The 24,469-nt window shown below is 67.9% G+C and carries 17 protein-coding genes; 6 read left to right on the forward strand and 11 right to left on the reverse strand.

Annotated features, from left to right (window positions below; translation table 11 throughout):
• Positions 1–44 precede the first annotated feature (44 nt).
• The 3 genes from FG323_RS13920 to FG323_RS13930 all read right to left on the reverse strand — a co-directional run bounded on the left by FG323_RS13920 (position 45) and on the right by FG323_RS13930 (position 3,490).
• On the reverse strand, positions 45–1,196 hold the full coding sequence (locus FG323_RS13920; protein WP_141455257.1) for a cellulase family glycosylhydrolase: 1,152 nt from the start codon (positions 1,194–1,196) through the stop codon (positions 45–47).
• A 103-nt stretch (positions 1,197–1,299) separates the two neighbouring features.
• The gene (locus tag FG323_RS13925) at positions 1,300–2,427 is read right to left on the reverse strand and encodes an aldose epimerase family protein (RefSeq protein WP_181444233.1); all 1,128 of its coding nucleotides are present in this window, start codon (positions 2,425–2,427) and stop codon (positions 1,300–1,302) included.
• 142 nt (positions 2,428–2,569) lie between these two features.
• A complete protein-coding gene (locus FG323_RS13930; protein WP_141455259.1) occupies positions 2,570–3,490 on the reverse strand; it encodes a 2-dehydro-3-deoxygalactonokinase in 921 nt (306 codons plus the stop codon).
• A gap of 180 nt (positions 3,491–3,670) precedes the next feature.
• On the opposite strand from FG323_RS13930, the gene FG323_RS13935 reads away from it, so the two are divergent.
• Positions 3,671–4,681 carry a glycoside hydrolase family 43 protein gene (locus tag FG323_RS13935; protein ID WP_141455260.1) on the forward strand — a complete coding sequence of 337 codons (1,011 nt, stop codon included), beginning with the start codon at positions 3,671–3,673 and terminating at the stop codon, positions 4,679–4,681.
• Positions 4,682–4,736: 55 nt separating this feature from the next.
• Here FG323_RS13935 and FG323_RS13940 read toward each other — a convergent pair whose 3' ends face one another.
• Together FG323_RS13940 and FG323_RS13945 are read right to left on the reverse strand one after the other, a co-directional pair.
• Positions 4,737–5,594, reverse strand: a complete 858-nt coding sequence (locus FG323_RS13940; RefSeq protein WP_141455261.1) for an alpha/beta hydrolase — start codon at positions 5,592–5,594, stop codon at positions 4,737–4,739.
• Between the two features lie 95 nt (positions 5,595–5,689).
• Positions 5,690–7,036 carry a choice-of-anchor Q domain-containing protein gene (locus FG323_RS13945; RefSeq protein WP_141455262.1) on the reverse strand — a complete coding sequence of 449 codons (1,347 nt, stop codon included), beginning with the start codon at positions 7,034–7,036 and terminating at the stop codon, positions 5,690–5,692.
• A gap of 261 nt (positions 7,037–7,297) precedes the next feature.
• Between FG323_RS13945 and FG323_RS13950 the strand changes: the two genes are divergently transcribed.
• From FG323_RS13950 to FG323_RS13965, 4 genes are all read left to right on the forward strand, one after another.
• Entirely contained in the window at positions 7,298–7,729 is a 432-nt protein-coding gene (locus FG323_RS13950; protein ID WP_141455263.1) for a nuclear transport factor 2 family protein, read from the forward strand.
• Positions 7,730–7,964: 235 nt separating this feature from the next.
• Positions 7,965–9,776 (forward strand): sensor domain-containing diguanylate cyclase, encoded by a 1,812-nt coding sequence (locus FG323_RS13955; RefSeq protein ID WP_181444234.1) that lies wholly within the window; start codon positions 7,965–7,967, stop codon positions 9,774–9,776.
• Between the two features lie 224 nt (positions 9,777–10,000).
• Positions 10,001–12,970, forward strand: coding sequence for an EAL domain-containing protein (locus FG323_RS13960; RefSeq protein WP_181444235.1), 2,970 nt, complete (start codon positions 10,001–10,003; stop codon positions 12,968–12,970).
• Between the two features lie 158 nt (positions 12,971–13,128).
• Positions 13,129–14,151, forward strand: a complete 1,023-nt coding sequence (locus FG323_RS13965) for an NADP-dependent oxidoreductase (protein WP_141455266.1) — start codon at positions 13,129–13,131, stop codon at positions 14,149–14,151.
• A gap of 95 nt (positions 14,152–14,246) precedes the next feature.
• On the opposite strand, the gene FG323_RS13970 is transcribed toward FG323_RS13965, so the two are convergent.
• The 4 genes from FG323_RS13970 to FG323_RS13985 form a co-directional block, all read right to left on the reverse strand.
• A complete protein-coding gene (locus tag FG323_RS13970) occupies positions 14,247–15,662 on the reverse strand; it encodes an MBL fold metallo-hydrolase (RefSeq protein WP_181444236.1) in 1,416 nt (471 codons plus the stop codon).
• Between the two features lie 134 nt (positions 15,663–15,796).
• On the reverse strand, positions 15,797–16,549 hold the full coding sequence (locus tag FG323_RS13975) for a DUF6058 family natural product biosynthesis protein (protein WP_141455268.1): 753 nt from the start codon (positions 16,547–16,549) through the stop codon (positions 15,797–15,799).
• A gap of 29 nt (positions 16,550–16,578) precedes the next feature.
• Complete coding sequence (locus tag FG323_RS13980) at positions 16,579–17,385, reverse strand: SDR family NAD(P)-dependent oxidoreductase (RefSeq protein WP_220094165.1); 807 nt, start codon at positions 17,383–17,385, stop codon at positions 16,579–16,581.
• Positions 17,372–17,749 (reverse strand): VOC family protein, encoded by a 378-nt coding sequence (locus FG323_RS13985; RefSeq protein WP_141455269.1) that lies wholly within the window; start codon positions 17,747–17,749, stop codon positions 17,372–17,374. The genes FG323_RS13980 and FG323_RS13985 overlap by 14 nt, the downstream gene beginning before the upstream one ends.
• A gap of 140 nt (positions 17,750–17,889) precedes the next feature.
• On the opposite strand from FG323_RS13985, the gene FG323_RS13990 reads away from it, so the two are divergent.
• Positions 17,890–18,789, forward strand: a complete 900-nt coding sequence (locus FG323_RS13990) for a LysR family transcriptional regulator (protein ID WP_141455270.1) — start codon at positions 17,890–17,892, stop codon at positions 18,787–18,789.
• Positions 18,790–18,830: 41 nt separating this feature from the next.
• Here the strand turns inward: FG323_RS13990 and FG323_RS13995 are convergent, their stop codons facing one another.
• Positions 18,831–21,020: a S9 family peptidase gene (locus tag FG323_RS13995; protein ID WP_255470191.1), complete on the reverse strand. Its 2,190-nt coding sequence runs from the start codon at positions 21,018–21,020 to the stop codon at positions 18,831–18,833.
• Between the two features lie 216 nt (positions 21,021–21,236).
• Entirely contained in the window at positions 21,237–24,086 is a 2,850-nt protein-coding gene (locus tag FG323_RS14000; RefSeq protein WP_181444237.1) for a TonB-dependent receptor, read from the reverse strand.
• Positions 24,087–24,469: the final 383 nt, after the last annotated feature.

Below are 24,469 nucleotides of genomic sequence, written 5' to 3' on the forward strand. Positions count from 1 at the left end.
GAGCGACCCGCCGGCCGCGGGAGCGGCCGGTGGGGCGTCTCGGTTCAGTGACTGGGAACGGCGTTCCCGGGCGTATCGGCAAGCTTGCGGAACAGCTCGGCTTCACGCGCGCGGTAGGGCGTGCCGTCGGCCTTGAGCAGGTCGTGGAACCACAGGGTCGGTTCCTGCATGGTGTACGGGCGCTGCCAGCTGTCCCACGGGAAGCGGGTCTGGATGGCGCCGTCGACGAAACCCCAGTTGATCATGCCGATGTTCTCGCGCCGCGCGATCGGCAGGATGGTGTCCACGTTGGAGCCGTTGCCGCGCGCCAGCCACTCCGTGCAGATCAGCGGACGGTCATAACCGCGCAACTGGGCGACGCGCGCCTCGAAGGCTTCGGGCTGTTCGTAGTTGTGGAAGGTGATGACGTCGGACTGTTCCAGTTGGGTGCGCTGGATGGCATTCAGGCTCTTGGCGCCCGGCGACCAGTCGTCTCCGATCCACACGCCGCTGGTGAGCGGCTGGATCGGCTTCTTCGCACGTGCCCATTCGAAGACCTTCGGCAGCAGTTCCCCGATGCGGGCCTGCTCGCGGTCCAGTTGCTTGTCCATGTAGTTGCCGCCGCCGGGGTTGTCCGGTTCGTTCCACAGGTCCCAGGCCAGCACCCGCTTGTCGTTGGCGAAGGCACCGACCACGCCCTGCACGTAGGCGCGGAAGTGCGCGTCGCTGGCCGGATCGACCAGTTCGTGGCGACCCGGGCTCTGGACCCAGCCGGAGTTGTGCACGCCGGGAATCGGGCGGTGCTGCGCGCCGAGCACCGGATCCGGATCCCAGCAGCTGTCGAACAGCACCAGCATCGGCCGGATGCCGTGCTTCGCGGCGATGGCGAGGAACTGGTCGAGGCGCTTCAGGAAACCTTTCTGGTCCTGCTTCCACAGCAGGTCATGCAGGTAGACGCGCATGGTGTTCATGCCGAACTTCTCGCGCGCCCAGCCGAGCTCGCGATCGATCGCCACCGGATCAAAACTCTCGGCCTGGAACATCTCCAATTGGTTGATCGCGTTGGAGGTGGTGTAGTTGGCACCGACCAGCCAGGGCTGCTGTTCGTACCAGTTTTTCGCTTCGGCGGGCGACCAGCGTTCGCCGTCGGCGGCCGTCGCCATCGGCGCGGTCGCGGCGAGCAGGATCGCCAGCAGGGGGGTGAGCCACTTTTGCATCGGATGCATCTCCATTACCTGAGAGGATTCGGGCATGCCTCCGGCATCCACGACGGCCGGGGCCGTCGCGGTGGGTGGCATGCGGCGCCGGTAGGCGCCGGGATCAACGGGTGCTGCTGGCGTCCTTGTCCGTGGAGAACCGGTAGACCATGCGGTTCACGTACTGCTGGCCGGGCGCAAGGCGCGCCGAACCGAAAGCGGGCTGGTTCGGCGTGTCGGGAAACAACTGGGGTTCGAGCGCGATGGCATCGCCCTGGCGGTACACGCGGCCGCTCTTGCCGACCGTGGTGCCGTCCAGGAAGTTGCCGGAATAGAACTGCAGGCCGGGCTGCGCGGACACCAGCGACATCACCCGGCCGGAACGCGGGTCGTGCACGCGCGCCACTTCGCGGGGTTCCTTCGCCGGCTCGCGGCTGATCACCCAGTTATGGTCGTAGCCGCGGCCGTGCAGCAACTGCGGCTCGCTGCCGGTGCGCAGATCGCGGCCAATTGGCTTGGGCGTGCGGAAGTCGAACACGGTACCGGCCACCGGCCGGAATTCGCCGGTGGGAATCAAGGTGGCGTCGACCGGCGTGTAGGCGTCGGCGGCGATCATCAGTTCGTGATCCATCGCCGTGCCGGATCCTTCGCCGGACAGGTTCCAGTAGGCGTGGTTGCTCAGGTTGACGATGGTCGGCGCGTCGGTGGTCGCGCGGTATTCGATCGCCAGGCGGCCATCGCCTTCCAGCGCGTAGGTGGCGGTGACCGTCAGCGTGCCGGGATAGCCCTGGTCGCCGTCGGCGCTGACATGGCGCAGGGTGGTGCGATCGGGCTTGGCCTCGACCACGTCCCAGACCACCTTGTCGAAGCCGCGGGTGCCACCGTGCAGGCTGTTGGGGCCATCATTGGCGGGCACGCTGTACTCGCGCCCGTCCAGGGTGAACCTGCCGCGTGCGATGCGGTTGGCGAAGCGCCCGACGACGGTGCCGAAATACTGCGGCTTGGCCAGCGTGGCCTGCAGCGTCGCGTCACCCAGCACCACGTCGGCGTACTTGCCCTCGCGATCCGGCACTTCCAGCGAATGCAGCGCCGCGCCCAGCGTCAGCACGCGCGCCTGCATGCCGCTGCCGTCGCGCAGCAGGATCGATTCGACCTTCGTGCCGTCCGGCAGCGTACCGACAACCGTGCGCTGCTGCGCGCCCGCCGATGCGGCGACCGCGAGCGCCAGCGCACCCATGCAACCAACTGCCATCCCCTTGCCAAGCAACATCGCTCTTGACCTCTCCCAACGGCGTGGAAGGTTACAAAAACATATAATCAGACAATATGCACGTTGCGGCGCAGCACATGGCCGGCGACCCGGCCGCCTGGCCCGCATGGGCCATGTCCGTGGCCTAGCGGCGCAGCGCGTGGAGGCTGGTGAACCCGCGTACCACGGCGTCCGCCGAGGCGACCGGCCGCGACGCGATGCCCAGCGCCGCCAGCGCGGCCCGGTACAGCGCGCACACCGGTGCCGATCCGACCAGCGGCACGGTGGCGGCGCGCAGTTCCGGAAACAGCGCCAGCGCGTCGGCGATCTCGGCTCCGATCAACAGGCCGCGCAGGTAGGCGCTGGCGTCCGCGCGCGGCAACAGGTCGCGAATCACCCGTGCGCGGACGCCGAACAGCAGCGCCCCCAGGCCGAGCGCGCGGGCCGCGGACGCACGTACGCCTTCCTGGAACGCCGGACCATCGTGGCCCGGACCTTCCACGACCGAGGCAAGCAGGCCCGTCGCGGACAGGCGGTCGTGCAATTCGCCTGACATCGCGGTCATGAAGTCGTGCACGCGCCCGTCACGCAGGCGCACCCATTTGGTGTGCGTGCCGGGCAGGGCGATCACGGGTGAATCGCCGATGCGATCGCCGGCCAGCAGGCCGAACAGTTCGGTTTCCTCGCCGCGCATGATGTCCGGCGCGCCATCGGCCTCGCGCACGCAGGCCAGGCCGGGCACGATGTGCAGCGGCAGGTCCCCGATGCGGGCCGGGACCAGGCTCTCGCCCACGGTCCGCAGGCCGGCCGGGCAGTCGACATAGCCCGCGTCGATCCAGCCGATGTTGGAGCCGATCATGCCGGCCGCGTAGACGGCATCGGCCTGCGGCCAGCGTCCGCGCACGCGATTGGCGACATCGACCATGCCCTCGCGCGAAAGCGTGGTGATGCCGGAGGCGGATTCGAACGTGTCGATCACCTGGCCGTCCGCGGCGATGAGATAAGCGCGGAAATTGGAACTGCCCCAGTTGATTCCGACGATGCTGTCCGCGTGCGCGTGGTCCATGGCGAGGCTCGAATGTGGGCGGTGCGATCCGTTGCCGGCGAGCGGCGCGGAGTCGGCTTGTATATTGTCGGATTATATGATTACGTTGGCGGCTCCATGCAAACCGGGTCGCGCGCGGCCCGTGTTCCCCCCGCCGCCGGGCATCACGCGGCGGCACCGACCGGACACCGAGGAGGGCTCATGTTCCATTGGCCGGCACGCCTGCTGCTGGGCGCAATCCTGCTGCACGCGATCGCGGCGACCGCCGCCGAACCCCCCGAATTCCGGAATCCGCTGCTGCCTTCCGGGCCGGATCCCTGGATCGTCCGCGACGGCGAGGTCTATTACTACATGGGCACGCACGGCAACCGGCTGGCGATCCGCAAGACCCGCGATCTCGCGCGACTGGCCGAGGCGGAAGAGACGACCATCTGGCGGCCGCCGGCGCGCGGTCCGAACGCCCAGTCGATCTGGGCGCCGGAGCTGCATCGGATCGACGGCAAGTGGTACGTGTACTACACCGCCGCGGCCAGCGGCCACGATGACGACGATCATCGCGGCGTCTTCGTGCTGGAAAACGGAAACGCCGATCCGACCACCGGCGAATGGCGCGATCGTGGTCGCCTCGCCACCCGGCATCCCGGCATCGACGGCACCACGTTCGCCATCGGCGACAAGCGCTACTTCGTCTATTCGCCCTACGTCGGGCCGGACAGCGTGCTCGCGATCGTGGCGATGTCCGATCCGTGGACGCTGGTCGGCGAGGAAACCATCCTCGCGCGCCCGGACCAGGCCTGGGAGCGGCAGGGCGGCCGGCAGATCCTGGAAGGGCCGGAATTCCTCGCCGGGCCCCGGGGCGATCTGTTCCTCTCATACTCGGGCAGCGCCTGCTGGTCGGACGACTATGCGATCGGCCTGCTGCATGCGCGTGCCGGAAGCGATCCGATGCAAGCGTCGTCGTGGACCAAGGCAACGCAACCCATCCTGGCGAAGAATCCCGCCGGCCATGTCCACGCACCCGGCCACAACGGCTTCTTCGACATGCCCGACGGGAGTACCTGGATCGTGTATCACGCCAATCCCGGGCCCGACATGAAGTGCACGCCGAAACGATCCCCGCGGATCCAGCCGGTGCGCTGGCGCGACGACGGAACCCCCTGGCTGGATCCGCCGGTCGGCGAGAGTGCCGCGCCCGCAGCCGAGCGTAGATGAAAGTCGGCCCGTGGCGTCCGCGGACGTCTGGCGGTGCGCCCGGCTAGCCGCGCGGTCAGTGGCCCGACGCGTTTGCCCGCCGCATGAACGCCAGCACCGTGGCGACGAATGCCGAGGGATTCTCCAGCGGCAGAAGTTCCCCGGATCGCGGGATCAGGCTTCCGGCGGGATTGACCGCGCCGCCGGCGCGCAGTCCAGCCAGGTACTCCTGCAGGTCGGCGGGGTCCGCATCGCCACGAACGTAGGCCAGGGGCGTATCGAAGGGCACGCATTCCCGGTTCCGCTTCGCGTCCTCGGGCATGGCCCGGTACCACTCGAATCCGGCGCGCAGGGCTTCCGGTCGCCGGTAGGCTTCGGCGAACCGTCGGCGCACATCGCTTCCAATCGCCTGCCTGTCGCGTGACAGGGCATCGATGAAGTAATCGAAGTAGGCACGCTGCCGGCCCGCCACCAGCGCTTCGGGAAGGGACGGCACACGATGGAAAGCGAAATGCCAGATGGCCGGATTCGCCATCACCTCATCCCACGGATCGAGTCCCGGCACCGCCGTGTTCATCACCATCGCTCCGGCAATGCGGCCGCCGTGGTAACGGGCCGCCGCGTAGGCAATCATTCCGCCGACGTCGATGCCGGCCACGACGGGGCGCGATCCCCCCAGTCGTTCGGCCGCCGTGATCGCCACGTCGGCCAGGGCCGCCTTGCCGGAAGAGGGCGGCGGCCCGCGCGATTCGCCTATTTCCGGCAGATCGAGGGCCATCGCGAACGCGTGCCCGCCCAATGCGTCGATTACCGGGACGTAGAGGTGGCGGCAATGGGGCCATCCATGCAGCAACAGCAGCGGTGGCAGCCGGTCATCGCCGGCAAGGGTGGCCGCGAGCGTCATCGCGTCGACCTGGACGGTGGTGGTTCGCATGTGGACTCCGCTGCTTCGCGCTCCTGTCCGCCCACGCCGATGCGGATGCCTGAAGGACGGATCCCGCCGGCCGGATGGCATCCGGCCTGCAGGGATCACTCCGCGCGGTACCTGCTCTCGGTCGCGCCGATGTCCGGCGCGTTGCCGCGCACGCGCGCGAACGGACGCCCACGCTGGTCGTGGCGGAGATCGAGCAGGTTGCTGCCACGATCGATGGCCGGGCTGCCGCGCAGGAGCAGGTGGGTGGGCGACGGGCCGCCGTGATCCGCCAGCGGCGAGAGCAGCGGATCGGCCTGGAGGGTGTCGGCCGGCAACGAGGCCTGCGACGACGGGATCAGGTTGTGGCCGCCCACGACGCCATCGACGTAGACGGAGACGTCGATGGATGGCGCGCCGAGGCAGGTGTTGCGTGCGACCACGGTGCTTTCCAGGTCGAGTTCCAGGACCGACCGCAGCGCGCCCCTGCAATCCAGGGTGTTCTCGTTGAAGACGATGGTGCTGTTGAGGATCCTTGCCCCGCCGCCCTGCAGAAGCATCGCCGCCCAGTATTCGGCGGTGTTGCCGCTGACGGTGCTGTTGACGATGACGGGACCGGAATAGGCGTTGATCCCTCCCCCGGCCAGGGCCTCGTCGCGGGCAGGATGCTGCGGCTCGGAGGCGGCATTGCCGGAAATCGTGGAGTCCTCGATCAGCGCGGCGCCATCGATGTTCAATCCGCCGCCGACCCGTGCCCGGTTCCCGCTCACGACCGAACGCCGCAGGGTCAGGTCGTTCGCGGCGATGCCGCCGCCGTAGTACGCCGAACTGTCGCGGATCTGGCTGTCCAGGACCGTCACCGTGCCGCCCGCGTTGACCGCACCGCCATAGCCGAAGGTCGTCACGTGGGCATCGGACACGATGCTGCGATCGATGAGCACGTTGCCGAAAGCGTAGATCGCGCCGCCACGGCCTTCCTCGGTCCAGTAGATGTCATCGCGGACGACCAGCAGGCAGTGATGCACGCGGGAACGCACGATCTCGATGCTGCCCAGCGACTTGATGCAGCCGCCCATGTCGTGCGAGCCGCCGAGCTCGTCGCGTGAATTCTCGATGGAAAGATCCTCGATGCGCAGCGTCCCGCGCCCCCAGTGTTCGATGGCCCGGTTGCCGTACCAGTTGCCATCGATGGACAGCCGCGCGCGTCCAGGGCCCTTGAAGGTCAGATCCGCCTGCCCGAAGTACAGGCTGCCACCGAGCACGATGCGCGAGCAGGCCAGGCCGCGCAGGTCGATGATGTCACCGCTGGCGGCGGAACCCACTGCCGCGCGCAGGCTGCCGGGGCCAGTGTCATTGCAATTGCCCACCGTGATCGTGGCCGCGCGCGCCTGGCCGGATCCGGTGATCGCCGCCATCCCGGACAACACGGCAAGCAGGAGTCCTGCAAACGAACCACGACGCATCATGGCGGAATCTCCGGGGGCACGGCACGGTGCCAGGCGAGCCTGCGGCCGCCAGCGTGGTCGGTTCGTGAAAAGCAACGCCCGCCGCATGCGGATGGGCTCAGGTCCATCCGTGGTGCCGGATCCCAAGCGCCTGCGCCAGCGGACGCGACGGCAGGAGTGGGGCATTCACAGGCTTGCCGCCGTTCCGGGGAGGCAGAATGGGGGCGGCACGCACCCTCGCCGGAACGCGGTCATTGCCCGCGGCCTTTCTGGAGCGCCTTCATGGAAACGGAAACAAGAAAATTGTTTGAACGGTACGAGCGGCTGTTCCGGCAAGCGCTGGCGGGCGAGGCGGACATGGACGAGGTCGCATCCCTGTATGCCTCGGACTTCATCGCCGCCTCGCCTGCCGGGGTGATGTCGGGCAGGAACGATCAGCAACTCAGGGACGTCATGGCCCGGGGATATGCGCACTATCGGGACATCGGTACCCGGCAGATGCGGATACGGGATATCCGCATCGCGCCCATCGACGGGCTTCACTGCACGGCCAGCGTGGCGTGGACGGCGGTCTATGCCCGTGCCGATCTTGCCGAAACGGCGATCGATTTCGAGGTGCATTACCTGGTCCAGGTCCGGCAGGGCGAGGCCAAGGTCTTCGGCTGGGTGTCGGGTGACGAGCAGGCGCTGCTGAAGCGGTACGGAGTCGTCTGAGCATCGCGTCCGCAGGTTCTCCCGGAGGTCGGCCGGAACCGGTGGACGAGGCGAATGCCTGATGGCCGCGCGTGGCGCCGACGACGGCGTCGAGGAAGCGTTGAACCCGCCCGGCGATGTACGCGGCCCGTGATCGCCCGGCGCCGGCGTGGATACACTGGCGCGGGGTCATCGACACGTCGATGACGGGAGGCAGGCCAGGCTGGTGTCCGGCCGGGTGTGGCGAGGGGGCGCGGTGGGCGCTGGGAAGCAGATCAATCGGTGGTCGGACGGGATCGCGCTGGCCCTGCTGGTCGGAGCGACGGCGTGGCTTTCCCTGAAATGGGGGAAGGGCGCGGACGAGTTGGCCGCCGTCTGGATATCCAGCGGCATCCTCACCGGTTGGCTGCTGGCGCGCCAGACGCGCACTTGGCCGACCTATCTAGGCGTCGGCATCGCGGCGGACCTGCTGGGCCAGTGGCTGGCCGGCGTACCGCCGGCAGCGGCGGCCTTCCTGGCGACCTGCCACCTGATCGAGGTGCTGACGGTCGCGTGGTCGGTGCGCCGGATGGTGCCCAACGTGGGCGATCCGCAGCGGTGGCTGACCCTGGGCGGCGTCGCCACGGCCAGCACCCTGGCCGGCTGCGCGCTGTCCGGCGTGCTGGCGGCATGGATGGCGGAAGCTTCGGTGCCATCCAGTTTCCTGCGGGCATTCCTGGGCTGGTATGCCGCGCACGTGGTGGGCATGGTGATCTTCGCCACCACTACCCTGGTCCTGCACGTGGAAGGCTGGCGGGCCATCGCGCCGCGCGGCAAGCGGCGCAGCTTCGTGATCAGCATGGCGCTGATTGCCGCGGTGGGCGGGCTGGTGTTCAGCACCTCGTACCCGGTGCTGTTCCTGACTTATCCGCCACTCTTGCTGGCCGCGTTCCGGCATCGTTTCCCCGGCGTGGCGGCGGGCGTGATCCTGCTGGGCGTGATCGGCGGCGCCCTCACCGCCCAGGGCAGTGGTCCGCTGTGGGGACCGGAGGATCTGGGCGACGCCGGGCGCATCGCGCTGCTGCAGTTGTACCTGGCCGGTGGCTGCCTCATCACGATTCCGGTGGTGCTGGGCATGGCCGAGCGTGACAAGCTGACTTCCAGGGTGCGCGAGAACGAACACCGCTACCGCCTGCTGGCCGACTACTCCGGGGATTTGGTGGTGCGGTTGCGGCCGGATGGCGAGCGCGTGTACGTGTCTCCCGCCTCCGAGGACATCCTGGGCTGGAGGCCGGCGGAAATGCTGGGCCTGCGCTGGAGCCTGGTGCATCCCGACGACCAGGGCCGGCAACGGGTGGCGATGGACGAGGTGCTTGCTTCCGGCCAGCCGCAGACGCTCAAGTACCGGGTCCGCCACCGCGACGGGCACTACCTGTGGATGGAGGTGGTGATGCGGCCCATCCCCAAGGAGAACGATCCGGCGGAGAACGATCTGATCCTGTCCGGGCGCGACATCAGCCGGCGGGTGGCGGCGGAAGAAGCACTGGAAGCCAGTCGTCGCGAACTGGAGCGGCTGAGCCGGGTGGATGCGCTGACCGGCGTGCCCAACCGCCGGCAACTGGAGGAGCGGCTGTCGCTGGCGCTGCTGCGCATCGAGCGCAGCGGCGAGGCATTGGCACTGATGTACCTGGACATCGACCACTTCAAGTGCATCAACGACACGCACGGTCATGCAGTCGGCGACAAGGTCATCCGCGAATTCGCGCGCCGGTTGGTGTCCTGCGTACGCGCGACGGATCTGGTGGTGCGTCTGGGCGGTGACGAGTTCGTCATCCTGCTCGAACACATCACCCATCCGGTGATGGTCAAGGTGGTCGCCGAGAAGATCATCGCCAGCGTCCGCGAGCCGCTGCAGCTGGAGGGGCTGGCCTTGCAGATATCCACCAGCATCGGCGCCGCCTTCGCCCGCGAAGTGGAGGCCCAGGAGGATCTGCTGGTGGCCGCGGACGACGCACTGTACGAGGCGAAGGAGGGAGGCCGCGACCAGTACCGGGTGAGCGTGCTGGGCGCGGAAGCGCCCGGTGCCTGAGTTCGCCCGGAATGTCCCGCCTTGTTCGCACCGTTGGCGGGCGGCTTGCGACAACGGGATACCTGTCCGGAACCCGCCGCCGGCTCGCGCTTGCGGGTCAACGGCGAGTGACGACATTCATCACAAAAACACCTGCGCGCACTCGGTAACGTAAAAATCCTCCACCGTGGAAACGAAGGTCGTCCTGATCGCTCCTCCCCGCCATGACTGACGATTCAAAGGACATGAATCCCCCCGGATTCGCCACATCGGCCCGCTCCCTGCCGGCATTCCGGCGGTTCGGCATGCTGGTGGGCCTGGCGCTCTCCGCCGCGCTGCTGGCGGCGATCGTGCATGACCGAGGCACGCGGGTCGAAGCCGCCACGCGCCACAGCCTGGCGGTCGCGGTGGGCGTCGACCGCCTGCTCCACTACGAAATCCGCCACCTGGAACGCGCCCTGCGCGGCATGGCGGGTGACGCCGACGGCTACGTCCGCGACTATCCGTCGCAGAGTAACTGGGATATCTCCTCGGCCATCCGCAGCGTGATTTCCAGGAACGCCGAACTCCAGGACATCGACCTCTACGATCGCGAGGGAAAGCCGATACGGCGCGGGGTCAGCGAGTACTCCTCGCGGACGGACTTCCAGCCACCGCCAGGCCAGGAAGATCTCAGGGTCGGCAGTTTGCGGATACAGGGCCACAGCCAACCGGTGGTCCCGCTGGCGTTGCGCACGCCCGATGGCAACTGGCTGGTGGCGCGGTTGCGGACCGGCGAACTGCAGCGCCTGCTGGAAGGGCTGGATATCGGCCAGCTCGGAAGCGCGGCCATCCTGGATCGCGGTGGATACCTGTTGGCGCGTCAGGGCGAGGCTGGCCATGTCGGCAAGCGGATGGACATCCCCGTCGAACTCGCGGCCGGAGGAACCACGCAGGTCAGGCGGGTCAGCCCCATCGACCGCGTCAGGCGCTATGCCAGCTTCACCTCCACCAGCGGCTATCCGTTCGTGGTCGCGGTCGGCATCGCCGAACGGGAAGTGCTGGCGCCGTGGTGGAACTACGTGATCAGCGCGTCGTTGCTGCTGGTCTTCTACTGGCTGGGCGCGGCCTACCTGGTCAGGCGATTGCTGTCCTCGGAAACCGCGCGCCTGGCCACGCAGGGGGAACTGGTGCGGCATGCCGACTGGCTGGCGAAGGCCCAGGAGGCTTCGCGCGCGGGTGTCTGGGCGCTGGAACTGGAGCAGGAGAAAGTCCGCGCCTCCGCGCAGGCGGCCGCGCTGTTCGGATTCGACAAGAAGCCGGACCTGATTGCGCTGGAGGATTTTTTCGAGCGCATGCACGACGAGGATCGGGAACGGGTCAGCCGTGAATTCGCGGAATCGCTGTCCAGCGGGCAGGCGTTCCATTCCGAATACCGGGTCGTCCTTCCGGACCGGAGGATCCGCTGGATCAGCGCCCGCGGCGCTCGGGTGGAAGGGGAGGCCGGCAAGCCGCTCATGACCGGCACCATCGTGGACATCACCGAACGGCGCGAGAATCAGGCCCAGATCGAGCGCGCGGAAATGCAGTTCCGCGAGCTGTTCGATCTGAATCCGCTGCCGTTCTGGGTGTTCGATCTGGAATCACTGCGGTTCCTGGCGGTCAACGAGGCGGCCATCCGCAAGTACGGCTATTCGCGCGAGGAATTCCTCGGCATGACCATCCTCCAGATCCGATCGCCCGAGGACCAGGCGGACGTGCTCGAATCGGTGGGCGATTCCGCCGAGCCACGCGAGTCGGAGAGCGTCTGGATCCATTACAACCGCGATGGACGCCCCATGTATGTGCGCGTGCACAGCAGCAGCATCCAGTTCGACGGGCGGCCTGCGCGACTGGTGCTGGCCGAGGACGTCAGCGAGCGCGTGGCCTACGAGGAGGATCTGGCGTGGCGCGCGACCCATGACGAAAGCACGGGCCTGCTGAAACTGCGCGCGCTGATCGAGCAGGTGGATGCGCGTTCGCGGAACTGGCACACGCCTTATGGCGCGGCCTACCTCCAACTGCGGGATCTGGAGGTTGTTTCGCCGACCTTGGGCCGGCGGATGGGCGAGGCGATCCTGGCGGAAATATCGCGACGGCTGTCCGGGGTGGCCAGCGCGTACGGACCGGCGGCGTACCTGCCCTCGGATTCGTTCGTCCTCGTCGCCCGTGACGCGCGCCAGACCGAGCGGTTGGTCGCCGACATGGTCAGGGCGCTGTCCGAACCGGTCGAGTTCGAAGGTGGCAGCCACCGGGTGGAAGCCTGGATCGGCGTGGCCCATTCGCCGGGCGTGGTGCCCGGTGCGGCGGAACAGGTGGTCGACCATGCCGCACTGGCGGCGCTGCACTCGCGCAACGAGAGCGGGGCCGCGACCGAGTTCCGGCTGGAAATGACCGAACAGGCGGCCGAGCGCCTGGATACCTTGTCGCGGCTGCGTCGCGCGATCGCGGACAACGAATTCGAGCTGTTCTTCCAGCCCGTCACCTGCCTGACCACCGGCGGGGTGGTGGCCTTGGAAGCGTTGCTGCGCTGGCGCCAGTCCGACGGGTCGTACGTGCCGCCGGGCCATTTCGTGCCGCTGGCCGAGGAATCCGGGCTGATCGTGCCGATCGGTGAATGGGTGCTGGATCACGCGGCCCGGGCGGGCGCGCGCCTGGCCGCGGTGGGCCGGGGCGACATCGCCATCGCCGTCAACGTTTCGGCCGTGCAGTTCCTGCAGGGCACCGTGCCGGCCACGCTCCGCCAGGTGCTGCGCAGGCATGGATTGCCGAGAGGTGCGTTGCATGTCGAGCTGACCGAAACGGCGATGCTCAAGAGCCGCGAGACGGTGCGCTCCTCGCTGGAGGAACTCCAGCGCGAAGGTGTCTGCGTCTCCATCGATGATTTCGGCACCGGTTTTTCCAGCATGGCCTATCTGCGCGACCTGCCGCTGGACTATCTGAAGATCGACCGCAGTTTCGTGATCGGCGTGCATCGCGACGAGAAGAACGCCTCCATCTGTCGCGCGCTCATCGCGCTCGGACGCGGCCTGGGCCTGCGCACCATTGCCGAGGGCGTCGAGGAAAAGGGAGAGTACGACTGGCTGCGCGACAACGCCTGTGACTACGTGCAGGGATTCTACGTGGCCAGGCCGGCGCCGCTGGAGGCGGTGATCGAACGGCTGGACGCGGGCAGACTGGTGGTGTCCGGACGATAATGCGGTTGGCGGCGGCATTGCGCGACTCCCGGCTGGCGCCGTTGACATCCGCCGATGGTTCATCGCTTCCGATGGAACACAGATTTCGATGATCTTCTGGTCGTGACGGGTCAGGCGGGTGCGATGCTGTCCGTCCCCCGTGAACCCGGCTCCCGCGAATGAGTGATCCCATCAATACCCGCATCGTCCTGGCGGCGCGCCCCAATGGCGAACCCGATGCGTCCCACTTCCGGCTTGAACGTGGGCCGGTGCCCGCGCCCGGCCCGGGCCAGGTGCTGCTGCGCAACCGCTATCTGTCACTGGATCCGTACATGCGCGGACGCATGGACGCCGGGCGTTCCTATTCGCCGCCGGTCGCCATCGACGAGGTCATGGAAGGGCGCACGGTGGGCGAAGTGCTGGCGTCCCGCCACCCCGGATTCGCGGTGGGTGATCAGGTCGTGGCCACGGGCGGATGGCAGACTTTCGCGATCGTCGATGGCGACGCGATCACGCGCAGGCTCGATGGCATGGCGCTGCCGCTCAGCACCGCGCTGGGCGTGTACGGAATGCCGGGTTTCACCGCCTATGCCGGCCTGCACGAGATTGGCAAGCCGCAGCCGGGGGAAACGCTGGTGGTCGCCGCCGCCAGTGGCCCGGTCGGCGCCACGGTAGGCCAGATTGCCAAGATGCGGGGTGCGCGCACCGTGGGCATCGCCGGCGGTGAAGCCAAGCGACGGTACCTGGAGACGATCGGTTTCGACGTCGCGCTGGATCATCGCGCGGATGACTTTTCCGAACAGTTGCGGGCAGCGGTACCGGACGGCATCGACGTGTATTTCGAGAACGTGGGCGGAAAAGTGTTCGACGCGGTCGTTCCCCTGCTCAACGACTTCGCCCGCATTCCGGTCTGCGGCACGATTGCCACCTACAACGCACGCGGCCAGGTACTGCCGGGGCCGGATCGCCTGCCCGGATTCTTCAGCCAGGTCCTGCGCCAGCGCCTGAGCGTGCGCGGCTTCATCCAGCGGGATTTCATCGAGTTGTTTCCCCGCTTTCTGGAAGAGATGGGCCAATGGCTGGCGGACGGCCGCATCCAGTATCGCGAGGACATCGTGGAAGGCCTGGAGAACGCGCCCGAAGCCTTCTTCGGCCTGCTCAAGGGACGCAACTTCGGCAAGCTGGTGGTGAAGCTGGATTGAGCATTGGCAATGCGCCCGCCGGACACCCGTAGAGCCGGGTTCGCCCGGCTGTGGGGATTCCAGCGACGGGGGAAAGCAGCGGACCGAGCTCCGCTCTACCGGGTGGTGTTGGATTGCGCGCCTGGCGCGCAGCGATCCGGCCGGGTCATCTGTTCGCCCACGCAGCCGCGATCGGCGGGATTGGCGATGCGGGCCACGGCGTCGTGCAGATCCCGTGGTGTGCCGGTGCGACCATGCACGCCGACGATGGCATGCACCGGCAGGCTTGCGGCATCGATCAACGCGATGAGTTCGCGGCCGGTGGCGAACCCGGCCGGCACCGCGCCGCGTTCGGGGATGTAGAACAGATCGCCCTGGAACAACGTTCCCGAGCGCGCGTCGAAGCCGACCAGCATGGTCGGCGAGTGCGCGCTGGCGAGGGGAAGAATGCGGACTCGCCGGCCACCCAGATCCACTTCCTCCCCGGTATCCACTTCCCGTACGCGCGATGGCAGCGATTCATCCAGTTGGCGGCGCAGCGCGGCGGCGCCGCCAGCTCCGACCAGGACCTCGGCATCGCGGTAGGCCGGCAGCCCGGCGACGTGATCGCCGTGGACATGCGAGATCACCACGTGGGTGACCGGCCGTCCGGCGATGGCCTCGATCCGGGCGCGGACCTGTCGGGCTTCCTCGACGTCGACCGGCGCATCGAACAGCATCACGCCGCGCTCGCCGACGACGAAGCCGGTGTGATAACCGGACGGCGCGCCATCGATGCGATACGCGCCTTCGCCCAGCGTGGTGGCGCGCAGTGGACCCGCCGGATCCGCGGCGCGATAACCTTCGGGAAGCGACAGCAGCGCCTCGTCGCCAGGCCGGGCCGGGCGCGCATGGATACGGGTCCAGCGCGTTGTTTCGCGGCTGCCGCGCAGGACCACGATGCGTCCGGGCAAGCGTTGGCCCTCCCGCACATGCCAGTTCTCGTAGCGGTAGCTGGTTTCGCCCAGGCGCGCGCCGGCCAGTTCGCCATCGGCCCCGAAAGTGAGCGTCACTTCGCGGCCCGCGCCGTCCTTGAAAGCGAGTGCGCCATCGTCCACGCCGGTCCTGGGTGCACCCCGCTCGAGCGCATCGCAGGCCAGCAGCGCGGGAACGAGCATGCGCAGTTCGGCGAGATCGCGCGCGCTGGTCGCCGCATCGTCCCGCTGCAGCACGTCGCCTTCGCGCCAACCCAGTTCGTCGATGGTGCTTTCGCCGGTACGGTCGCCGACCGTGCGGAAACGGAACTCGATGTCGCCCGGGTAAAGGCTTGACGTGCGCAGCAGGAAGCGTCCGTCCGCCAGCAGCAGCATCGACTGGCGCGCATCCACCTCGGCGACCGTTTCGGCTGGTGCGTAAGACTGCTCGGGTCGGTAGCTGGTCCCGGTCAAATCGACCGCGACGCCCTCACGCGCCGGTGAGCACAGGCCGGAGAGGGTGTCACTCCGCGCCGACGCGGTCGCGGCCAGCGCCACCAACAGAAACGCATTCACCATCTGCCACCTTCCCGTGCCTGCCATGGGTGCCGCGGAACGCGGTTGAGGAGCCGGGCGTTGCGGTCCGGCTGCACGACCCTAGTGGGTCGGGGCAAGCCCGGCAATGGCCGGAAGACGCAATGCCGGCGAATGATTCAGGTGGCGGCAGGGCTGCCCGGCAGATGCGGCGCCGAGCTCTCAGGCCGTGACGCCGCCGCATCGAGAGCGGCGGCGAAGTCTTCGACCAGGCGCTTGCGGCTGCTGCGCGGGTACTCGAGCGGGGAGAATGGCATGGCGGCGCGTGCGTAGCGTGCGATCAGGGCACGCGTGGCGGCCCCATCGATGTCCGCGGCGAAGGCGCGCTGGAGGTGCCGTTCGCGCAACGCGGTCAGCGCCTCCTGCAGGATTTCCTTGGTCGCGATGGCCTGCTCGGTCGCCGGACTAGCCACGCACAGGCCAAAGATGCCCTGGCCGAACGCGTCCCAGGCATCGGCCGTGCGCGCATCCAGGCAGGCGGCGAGCGGCGCGCCCTGGTTGTCGAAGCTGTCGGGCAGCCGCACGAGGCTGCGATCCAGATCGGCCAGCGCGATGGCGAAGTTGTGCCGGAATCGTCGCTCCAGCGTGGCCCGCGCGGCATCGGGACCCTCCTGCGCGATGGCCTCGTGCGCCCTCGCCACCCAGGCTACGGTGTCCGGATGGAAGTAGCGCCCCGGTGTCGCGCCGGCCTCCGGGAAATCCCCGAACGCGGCGGATTGCAGGCTGCCGTCGGCACCGACCACGTAGGACGGCGCCGGCACCAGTCCGTGCGCCAGCAGGGTGTCCAGCTGGACGATCTCGAGGCCGCATGCGGTGGCGAGCCGATCGGCGGTCCAGTAGTGGCGTTGCAGGTAGGCGTCGGTCTCGTTCATGGCGTCAACGGGGAACGTACGGAATCGGATCACAGCATGATCCGGCCGCCGGCGACATCCAGCACCACGCCGGTGATCCAGGACGACGCCTCGCTGAGCAGGAACAAGGACGCCGCCGCGATATCCTCCGGCGTGCCCAGGCGGCCCAGCGGAAATCCCGCCAGCATCTGCGCCTGGCGTTCCGGCGGCAGATGCGCGCGGGTGCGCTCGGTCAGCACCGCCGAGGGCGAGATGCAGTTGACCCGGATGCCGCGCGGTCCGACTTCCTGGGCCAGGTGCCGGGTCAGCATGATCACGCCGGCCTTGGCCGCGCCGTAGCCGGCCGGCGCGCCCGACGCCATGCGCGCACCGGCCGAGGCCATGGTCAGGATCGCGCCGCGCCCTCGTTCCAGCAGATCCGGCAAGAAGGTCCGCAGGGTGAAGAAGGTCGAGGTCAGGTTGTTGTCCAGGCTGGAGCGCCAGTCCTGTTCGCTGATGTCCTGCAACGGAACCGGCCGGCCCGTGCCGCCGCCGGCGAAGGCAAGCACCAGATCCACCGCGCCCCAATGCTCGCCGATACGCTGGCGCATGCGTTCGACCTGGGCCAGATCGGCGCAGTCGGCCGGCGCCGCGATGGCGTCGCCCCCGACCGCGTGTACCGCCGCCACGCTGGCCGCGATCGCGTCGGGATCGCGACCGTTGATGGCCACCCGCACGCCGCTGCGCGCCAGCGCCAGGCAGGTGGCCGCGCCGATGCCGCGCGAACCGCCCGTGACCAATGCGACACGGCCGGCCAGGTCGTCGAAGCGCGGGATCATGGGATGGCCGGAGGCGCCGGCGGCGTCAGCGTTCGTCATCGGTCCTGATCTCCAGGTTGTGGTGGTCCGGGTCATGGAAGTACAGCGCGTCAGCCCAACCGCCGGCGCCGAACTGCGGGCGGATCAGGCCATCGCGCGAAAAGGGATCGCCGCCGAATGGAATGCCCGCCGCGAGCAGCCGTTCGCGGATCCGGCTGAACCGAGCGCGATCCATGTGGAAGGCGAGATGCGCTTCGTCGCGCGGTTCGGCTTCCAGCAGATCGATGACGCTTCCGGGCGCGATGCGCAGCACCTCGAAGGGGCCCTGCCGTCCCTCATGTGTGAAGCCCAGCACCGCGGCATAGAAACGCACGGAGGCCGGGGCGCTGCGGACGCGCAGGATGAGATGATCGAGTCGTACCATGAGCTGGACGGACCGGCGCCGTGGACACGACGCGCTGCCGCGATGAGGGTGTGGGATCGGAAGTCTAGGCGCGTGATCGCCACGGACACAGCCACGCCCGGGTATGGCCCCCCTGCACGAATGCATAGGTGAAGCTGGACATGTCGATCGACTGGGATGATCTGGAAACGGTGCTGGCGATCGTGCGCGGCGGTAGCCTGAGCGCGGCGGCGCGGGCGATGGGCACCACCCAGCCGACCATCGGCCGTCGGCTGGACGCGCTGGAACGGCGGCTGGGCGCCCAACTGTTTGAACGCGAGGCCGGTGGGATGCGGCCGACGCCGCTCGCGCATTCGCTGCTCGACGGGCTGGAGCGAATGGAGGCGGGCGCGCAGGCCATCCAGCGCCAGGTCGCCGCGCGCGACACCGGCCTGAGCGGCGAGATCCTGGTGACCAGCCTGGACTGGTTGGGCGACGAGGTCATCGCGCCGATGCTGGCGCGTTTCGCCAGCCGCCATCCGGGCGTGTTGATCGAGCTGGTCAACGACACGCGCGTGTTCAACCTGGCCCGGCGCGAGGCCGATCTGGCGTTCCGGTTCGGCGCCTTTGCCCAGGACAACCTGGTCGACCGCCCGGTCGGCAACGTGGCCTATGCGCTGTACGCGTCCACCGATTACCTGCAACGCCATGGAACGCCGGATCCCGCGGATGGCATGGCCGGCCACCAGGTGGTGCTGCTGGATCGGGCGGCGGGCGACGTGCCGCATGAGAGCGGCCTGCGCGGCGTGGCCCATCGCGCCCGCACGGTCCTGCACGGCAATGGCCTGCGCACGCACCTGGCGGTGGCGCGGGAAGGAATCGCGATGGCGGTGCTACCGTGCCTGCTGGGCGATCGCGAAGCCGGGCTGCACCGGATGCCGGTGGCGGAAGCGAGGTCCGTGCGTGCGGTGCGCGTGGGCTATCACGCCGACATGCGCGATACCCCGCGCCTGCGCGCGCTGATCGATTTCATCGTGCGCGAATTCGAGGTGATTGCCGCCCGTCTCGACCCCGCGGGATGAAATCGCCGGGAACCTTCGCGAAGGTTCCCGGCCATGACGGATCAGGGCGATGCGGGCGCCGCGTTCCAGCGTGGCGTGGCCCGGTCCTGCAGATGGCGGATGAAGAAGTCGTAGTGCCGGCGCTGCACGTAGTCGAACGGTTCGGCCCAGCGACCGACGGCATGGCCGGCGCCGGGCATCATCAACAGCTCGAAGTCCTTGTCGGCGCGGATCAGCGCGTCGGCCACCTGCAAGGTCGAGGCGGGATCCACGTTGGCATCCTGTTCGCCCACGATCAGCAGCAGGTCGCCGCGCAGTTTGCCGGCGTGTTCCACGCCCGACGCGGCCGAGTAGCTGGCGTTGACCGGCCAGCCCAGCCACTGCTCGTTCCACCACAGCTTGTCCATGCGATTGTCGTAGCAGCCGTTGCTGGCCACGCCGGCCTTGTAGAACTCCGGATGGAAGAGCAGCGCGTGCAGGGTGTTCTGCCCGCCCGCCGACATGCCGTGGATGCCGACCCGGTTGATGTCATAGGACGGATCCTTCGCGGCCATCGCGCGGTGCCAGGCGATGCGGTCCGGGAAACCCGCATCCTGCAGGTTCTGCCAGGCCACGTCGTGGAAGGCCTTGGAGCGGCCGGTGGTGCCCATGCCGTCGATGCGCACCACGATGAAGCCCAGGTCCGCCAGCGCCTGCATCCGCACCAGGCTGTCGCTGCCCGAATCCATGTCGAACGGCCAGAAGCGCTTGGGCACGAACGCGCCGTGTGGCCCGGCGTAGATCGACTCGATGACCGGATAGTGCTTCGACGGGTCGTGATCGCGCGGACGTACCGCGATGCCCCAGATGTCGGTGGCGCCGTCGCGGCCCTTGGCCGCGAAGATCTGTGGCGGCTTCCAACCCGCCGCGCGCAGCGCGCCGACGTCGGCACGTTCGAGCACCGACACCAGGCTGCCATCGGCGCGGCGCAGTTCCGAGACCGGCGGCAGATCCACCCGCGAATAGGTATCGAGGTAATAGGCCATGTCGCTGGAGAAGGCGACGTCGTGCCAGGCGTCGGCCTGGGTCAGGCGGGTGAGATTGCCGCCGTCGAAGTCGACCCGGAAGTAGTGCTGGAGATACGGGTCCTTGCCCGCATCCATGCCGCCGGCGGTGAACCAGATCTGGCGCTTGTCGTCATCGACCTTCACCACGTCGCGCACCACCCATTCGCCGCGCGTGATCTGGCGCTTGACCTGGCCGCTGGCACCGTCGAACAGGTACAGGTGGCGCCAGCCGTCGCGTTCGGAGATCCACAGCACCTCGTTGCCGTCCTTGCCGACGTCGTGGCGGTAGAGATTCCAGGCGTTGACGAAGGTCGGGCTGTCCTCGCTGACCGCCGCCCGCGCCTGGCCGCTGGCGGCATCGACGGCAATCACGCGGACCTGCTTGAAACCGCGCTGGATGTACTCGAACGCGAAGCTCGCCCCGTCCTTGCGCCACTGGATCTCCCACAGCTGCAGCGGGTTGGGGAACAGCGCGTCGTCGATGACCCGCACCGTGCGCGATTCGATATCGATCAGCACCGGCCGTTCGATGTCCACCTCGTCGCCCGGCTTGGGATACAACTGGGTGTGGACCAGCGGCTGGATCTGGGTGCGCGGGGTGGATTCGACCCGGGTGACGCGGCGGTCGGTGCCCGGCTTGACCCGATAGGCTGCCAGGCGGCGCGAATCGGGCGACCACGCGATTGATTCGGGATCGTAGAAGGCGTCGGCGCGGCCGTCGCGGGTGAGCGGTTCGGGCTGCGCCAGTGAACCCGCCGCGCGGATGACCAGATCGTGGCCCTGCGCGAAAACTTCCCACTTGCCGTCGGGTGAGCGGCGCGGTGCGTTGTCGGCGGGCTGGGTCATGTCCCGCACGACGCCCCAGCCACGCGGGCGGCTGGGCGTGCCGTCGTCGCGCGCGCAGGTGTAGTCCTTCAGTTCGCAACGCCATGGCCGCGGCTCGGCCAGGCCGATCTTCATCTTGATGGCGCGACCTTCGTCGGCGAATTCGAAATCGCGGAACGGCAAACGCAATGGCTCGTAGTGTTCGCCGGTGGCCTTGCCCAGCGCCGCGGCCAGGCGTGCCTGGTCGAAGGCCGGGCGCTTGCGCGGGTCCTTCGGGTCCAGGATCAGGTAGCTGAAACCGCCGGGCACGGTCTTGCGGTAGTAGAAGCGGCCATCGTGGGTGGCCTTGGCCGCGAAGGGCAGGTCGCGGGTCAGGTACATCCATTCCTGCCCCAGGTGCAGCGAGCGCTGGTAGTCCGCATCGCCGGGAGCGGCATCACCGGCCGAGGCGGCGAATGGCGAGAGCAGGGCCAGCACGATCAGCGCCGCGCGCAATCGGCGGGGGGCGGCACGCGGGCGAAGGGTATCTTTCATTCGATTTTCTCTGGAGCCAAAAAAGAAGGGGCCGGCCGGCTGCCGGCCCCCGGGGAACACCGATTACTGGAACCGGTAAGCCAGCTGCGCGCCGATCTCCCGCCCGATCGGGCTGTAGGTCCAGTAGAAGTACGGGTAGTCGGCGTAGCTGTCGTCGCGCGGATGGATCTTGTCGAACACGTTGTTGACGAACAGGGTCACCGACATCTTGTCGGTGATCTTCTTCGACAGATTGGCATTCCACAGCAGGTAGGGCGCGATGCGGCGGTCCAGGTCGTAGCTGGGGATGGAGCCCATGCGTGATCCGTAGACGTTCGCTCCCCAGTCGCCGCGATTCCAGTTCACCGACAGGTTGGCGCGGCTGCGGGCGTTCCAGTTGTAGGAACGGTTGTCGCGGTCGTAGAGGACGCCGTCTTCCGCGTACTGGGTGAACTCGTAGCTGAGCGTGTGCGACCAGCCAAGCAGGACGTTGAAACGGCCCAGGCGATCGGTGTCCCAACGGTAGCGGACGGTGGCGTCGATGCCGGTGGTCTTCTCGGTGGCGGTGTTGATCGGCCCGACCGTCAGCAGGGTCACCGCGGTGCCGTCCGGATCGGTCGGCGAGGGCCGGCGCTGGACGAAATCCAGCGCGGTCTGGCAGAGCAGCGAGTTGGTGTCGACCGGATTGCCGCTGCGATCCACGCCCAGCCGGCAATCGGCTTCACGCTTGAGCACGTAACCGTTGGACAGGTCGTTGACGCCCTGGTCGAGCTGGATGCTGTAGTAGTCGGCCTGCACCGACAAGCCGTCCAGGATGTCCCAGACGAAACCGGCGGTCCACGACTTCGAGGTTTCTTCCTCCAGCAGGCGGTTTCCGCGCCGTCCGCCCTCGGTGTAGTAGTAGTAGTCGGTGTTGCTGTTGTCGCGGCATGCCGCGGCCAGCACGTCGTTGTTGTTCTCGGCGCGACAGCGGTACTCGTCGAAGATCTGGATGTAGTAGCCGGAGGGCTCGGCGAACACGTAGTGCATGTCCGGTGCGCGGAAGCTGGTGGCGTAGCTGCCGCGCAGCAGCAGGCTGTCGACCGGACGCCACTCCAGGCCGGCGTTCCAGGTGACCGCGCCGTCCACCTCGGTGATGTCGTCGTACTTGTCGTAGCGGGCCGCCAGCTGTGCCTTCAGGGTGCTGAAGATCGGCACGCTGAACTCCAGGCCCAGCGCGTAGCGGTCACGTGCGCCGCGGCCGCCGGTATCGTTCCAGTTGTAGGCCTCTTCGGCGGGGTCGGCGTTGGGCAGGGTGCGCGGGTCGGCGACGAGCTTGTACTTCTGCGAACCCCACTCCAGCACCGAGGCCATGCCCACCGGGCCGGCCGGAAGTTCGAACAGATCGCCGCTCAGGGTGGCCTGGAACTGGCTGGCCTCGGAGTAGCCGCGTGGACGGATGGTCGCCGACATTGCCGCGAACTGCGACGGCGTCAGCGGGGTGGTGAAGCGATCGTAGTCCAGACGGTAGGCCGGGTAGTAGTCGTAGACCGGATCGTTGCCCAGGCGCGGGCCAAGGAAGTAGTCGGCGACCTTGCTGGCGATCAGGCGCGGGGTGCGGGTGTCGGTCTCGTACTCGGCGTGGCTGTAGGAAAGCTCGTAGTCGAAGCGATTGTCGAACAGGCTGCCGCGGATGCCGGTGGTGACGCTCCAGGATTCCTCCACGTTGTCGGTCATCAGGCCGTCGCGGCCGGTTTCCTCCGGCTGGAAAACGCGCAGCGCGTCCATCAGCGCGCCGCGGCCGACGTCGTAGTAGTAGTAGCCGGTTTCCTCGTTGTAGGGCGACCACCACTGGGTGCCGGTGGAATAGCGCGCCTTGGACTTCCACCACATCGCGTCCATGAACAGCTGGGTGTTCCCGCTGATGTCAAACACACCCGAACCATACAGCGACAGGTTGTCGTCGGAACTGCGGATGGTGGAATCGGCCAGGCGATCGTACTGCGCGCAACGGCTGCCAGACGCGGTCGTGTAGACCACGCTATGGCCGAAGAAGCGGTCGCAGGCGTCGGCGATCTCGCTGACATAGCCGGGCGCGTCGAAGTCGTACAGGTACAGGTTGGCCCAGGGCGTGCGACCGCTGGCGATCGGGCTGTCCCGCATCGAATCCATGAAATCGCGCTGGCGGGTGAAGATGGCCTCGCGGTTCATGTATTCCATCGCGTAGGTCAGGCTCCAGCGGTCACCGGACTTTCCACCCACGATCTGCAGGTTGCCGGTGTCGCCGCCACCGCGTGTGGTGGTGCTCCCGTAGAGCTTGGCTTCCAGCCCCTCGTAGTTCTTCTTGGTGACGATGTTCATCACCCCGGCCACCGCATCGGAACCATAGATCGCCGAAGCGCCGCCGGACAGCACCTCGATGCGCTCGACCGCGCTGCTGGGAATCGCACCCAGGTTGACGAAGTTGCTCTGGCCGCCATACGGAAGCGGATACTCGGCGACGCGGCGTCCGTTGATCAGCACCAGCGAGCGGCCCGGTCCCAGGCCACGCAGATTGATGATGTTGGCGTTGGGCGCGAAGATCGACTGGCTGGCCAGGGTGGATTCGTTGACCACCGTGCCGTTGGCCTGGGTGAGCGTATTGAGCGCGTCGAAGACGGTCTTGAAGCCCTGCTTTTCGATATCGTCGGCGGTGATCACCGTCACCGGCGCCGGTCCTTCGACTTCGGCGCGCTTGATGCGGGAACCCGTGACGGTGACCTGTTCGAGCGTCCTGGTCTGGCCATTGGCCGATTGTTCCGTGGTGTCTTCGTCCTGGTCGGTCGATGCCGTGGCCTGCGGTGTTCCGCCGTCGACCTGCTGTGCGAACAGCGTCCCCGGTGCGCCCGCCGCCAGCGCCAGCGCGAGCGCATGACACAGGATCGTCGGCCGCAGCCGTTCTGAATGCGTCTTCATTCCCTCTCCCCGATGATGTTTTGGCCGGATGCCGGCGAACCTCGTTCGCCCCTCCCAGGGCTTACGTGTCATTTTTCACATTAGGTGCGAGAGCCGGCCGCGTTCTAGGCGTTGATGGCGCGGAGGGATGCGGAAAACCGCACAACGACGGCACGTCATGCGGATGCCGGAGAGCCGGGGTGAGCGACGCCGGAACGACAGGTGTGCAACACCTTCACCGCGGCGTGCAAATGACATGTTTGATGCCAACCCCCGATCCCGGCAAAACGGGAAAAGTAGAGGCGCGTTTGTGCCCACTTCACCGCCAGGACCGGTGGAATCCGCCAAGACCCGGACAAAAAACCTTTCCAGACTCCATCGACTGCCGCGCACGACCGGATGCA

Source organism: Pseudoxanthomonas sp. z9 (assembly GCF_006542425.1).
Taxonomy (GTDB): Bacteria; Pseudomonadota; Gammaproteobacteria; order Xanthomonadales; family Xanthomonadaceae; genus Pseudoxanthomonas_A.

Excerpts from the sequence above, each read along its gene's own strand:
- FG323_RS13990 (WP_141455270.1), top strand. The coding sequence starts at position 17,890 with ATGTCGATCGACTGGGATGATCTGGAAACGGTGCTGGCGATCGTGCGC.
- FG323_RS13980 (WP_220094165.1), bottom strand. The coding sequence starts at position 17,385 with ATGACGAACGCTGACGCCGCCGGCGCCTCCGGCCATCCCATGATCCCG.
- FG323_RS13930 (WP_141455259.1), bottom strand. The coding sequence starts at position 3,490 with ATGGACCACGCGCACGCGGACAGCATCGTCGGAATCAACTGGGGCAGT.
- FG323_RS13935 (WP_141455260.1), top strand. The coding sequence starts at position 3,671 with ATGTTCCATTGGCCGGCACGCCTGCTGCTGGGCGCAATCCTGCTGCAC.
- FG323_RS13975 (WP_141455268.1), bottom strand. The coding sequence starts at position 16,549 with ATGAACGAGACCGACGCCTACCTGCAACGCCACTACTGGACCGCCGAT.
- FG323_RS14000 (WP_181444237.1), bottom strand. The coding sequence starts at position 24,086 with ATGAAGACGCATTCAGAACGGCTGCGGCCGACGATCCTGTGTCATGCG.
- FG323_RS13965 (WP_141455266.1), top strand. The coding sequence starts at position 13,129 with ATGAGTGATCCCATCAATACCCGCATCGTCCTGGCGGCGCGCCCCAAT.
- FG323_RS13920 (WP_141455257.1), bottom strand. The coding sequence starts at position 1,196 with ATGCAAAAGTGGCTCACCCCCCTGCTGGCGATCCTGCTCGCCGCGACC.
- FG323_RS13940 (WP_141455261.1), bottom strand. The coding sequence starts at position 5,594 with ATGCGAACCACCACCGTCCAGGTCGACGCGATGACGCTCGCGGCCACC.
- FG323_RS13950 (WP_141455263.1), top strand. The coding sequence starts at position 7,298 with ATGGAAACGGAAACAAGAAAATTGTTTGAACGGTACGAGCGGCTGTTC.
- FG323_RS13985 (WP_141455269.1), bottom strand. The coding sequence starts at position 17,749 with ATGGTACGACTCGATCATCTCATCCTGCGCGTCCGCAGCGCCCCGGCC.
- FG323_RS13925 (WP_181444233.1), bottom strand. The coding sequence starts at position 2,427 with ATGGCAGTTGGTTGCATGGGTGCGCTGGCGCTCGCGGTCGCCGCATCG.
- FG323_RS13970 (WP_181444236.1), bottom strand. The coding sequence starts at position 15,662 with ATGGTGAATGCGTTTCTGTTGGTGGCGCTGGCCGCGACCGCGTCGGCG.
- FG323_RS13960 (WP_181444235.1), top strand. The coding sequence starts at position 10,001 with ATGAATCCCCCCGGATTCGCCACATCGGCCCGCTCCCTGCCGGCATTC.
- FG323_RS13995 (WP_255470191.1), bottom strand. The coding sequence starts at position 21,020 with ATGTACCTGACCCGCGACCTGCCCTTCGCGGCCAAGGCCACCCACGAT.
- FG323_RS13945 (WP_141455262.1), bottom strand. The coding sequence starts at position 7,036 with ATGATGCGTCGTGGTTCGTTTGCAGGACTCCTGCTTGCCGTGTTGTCC.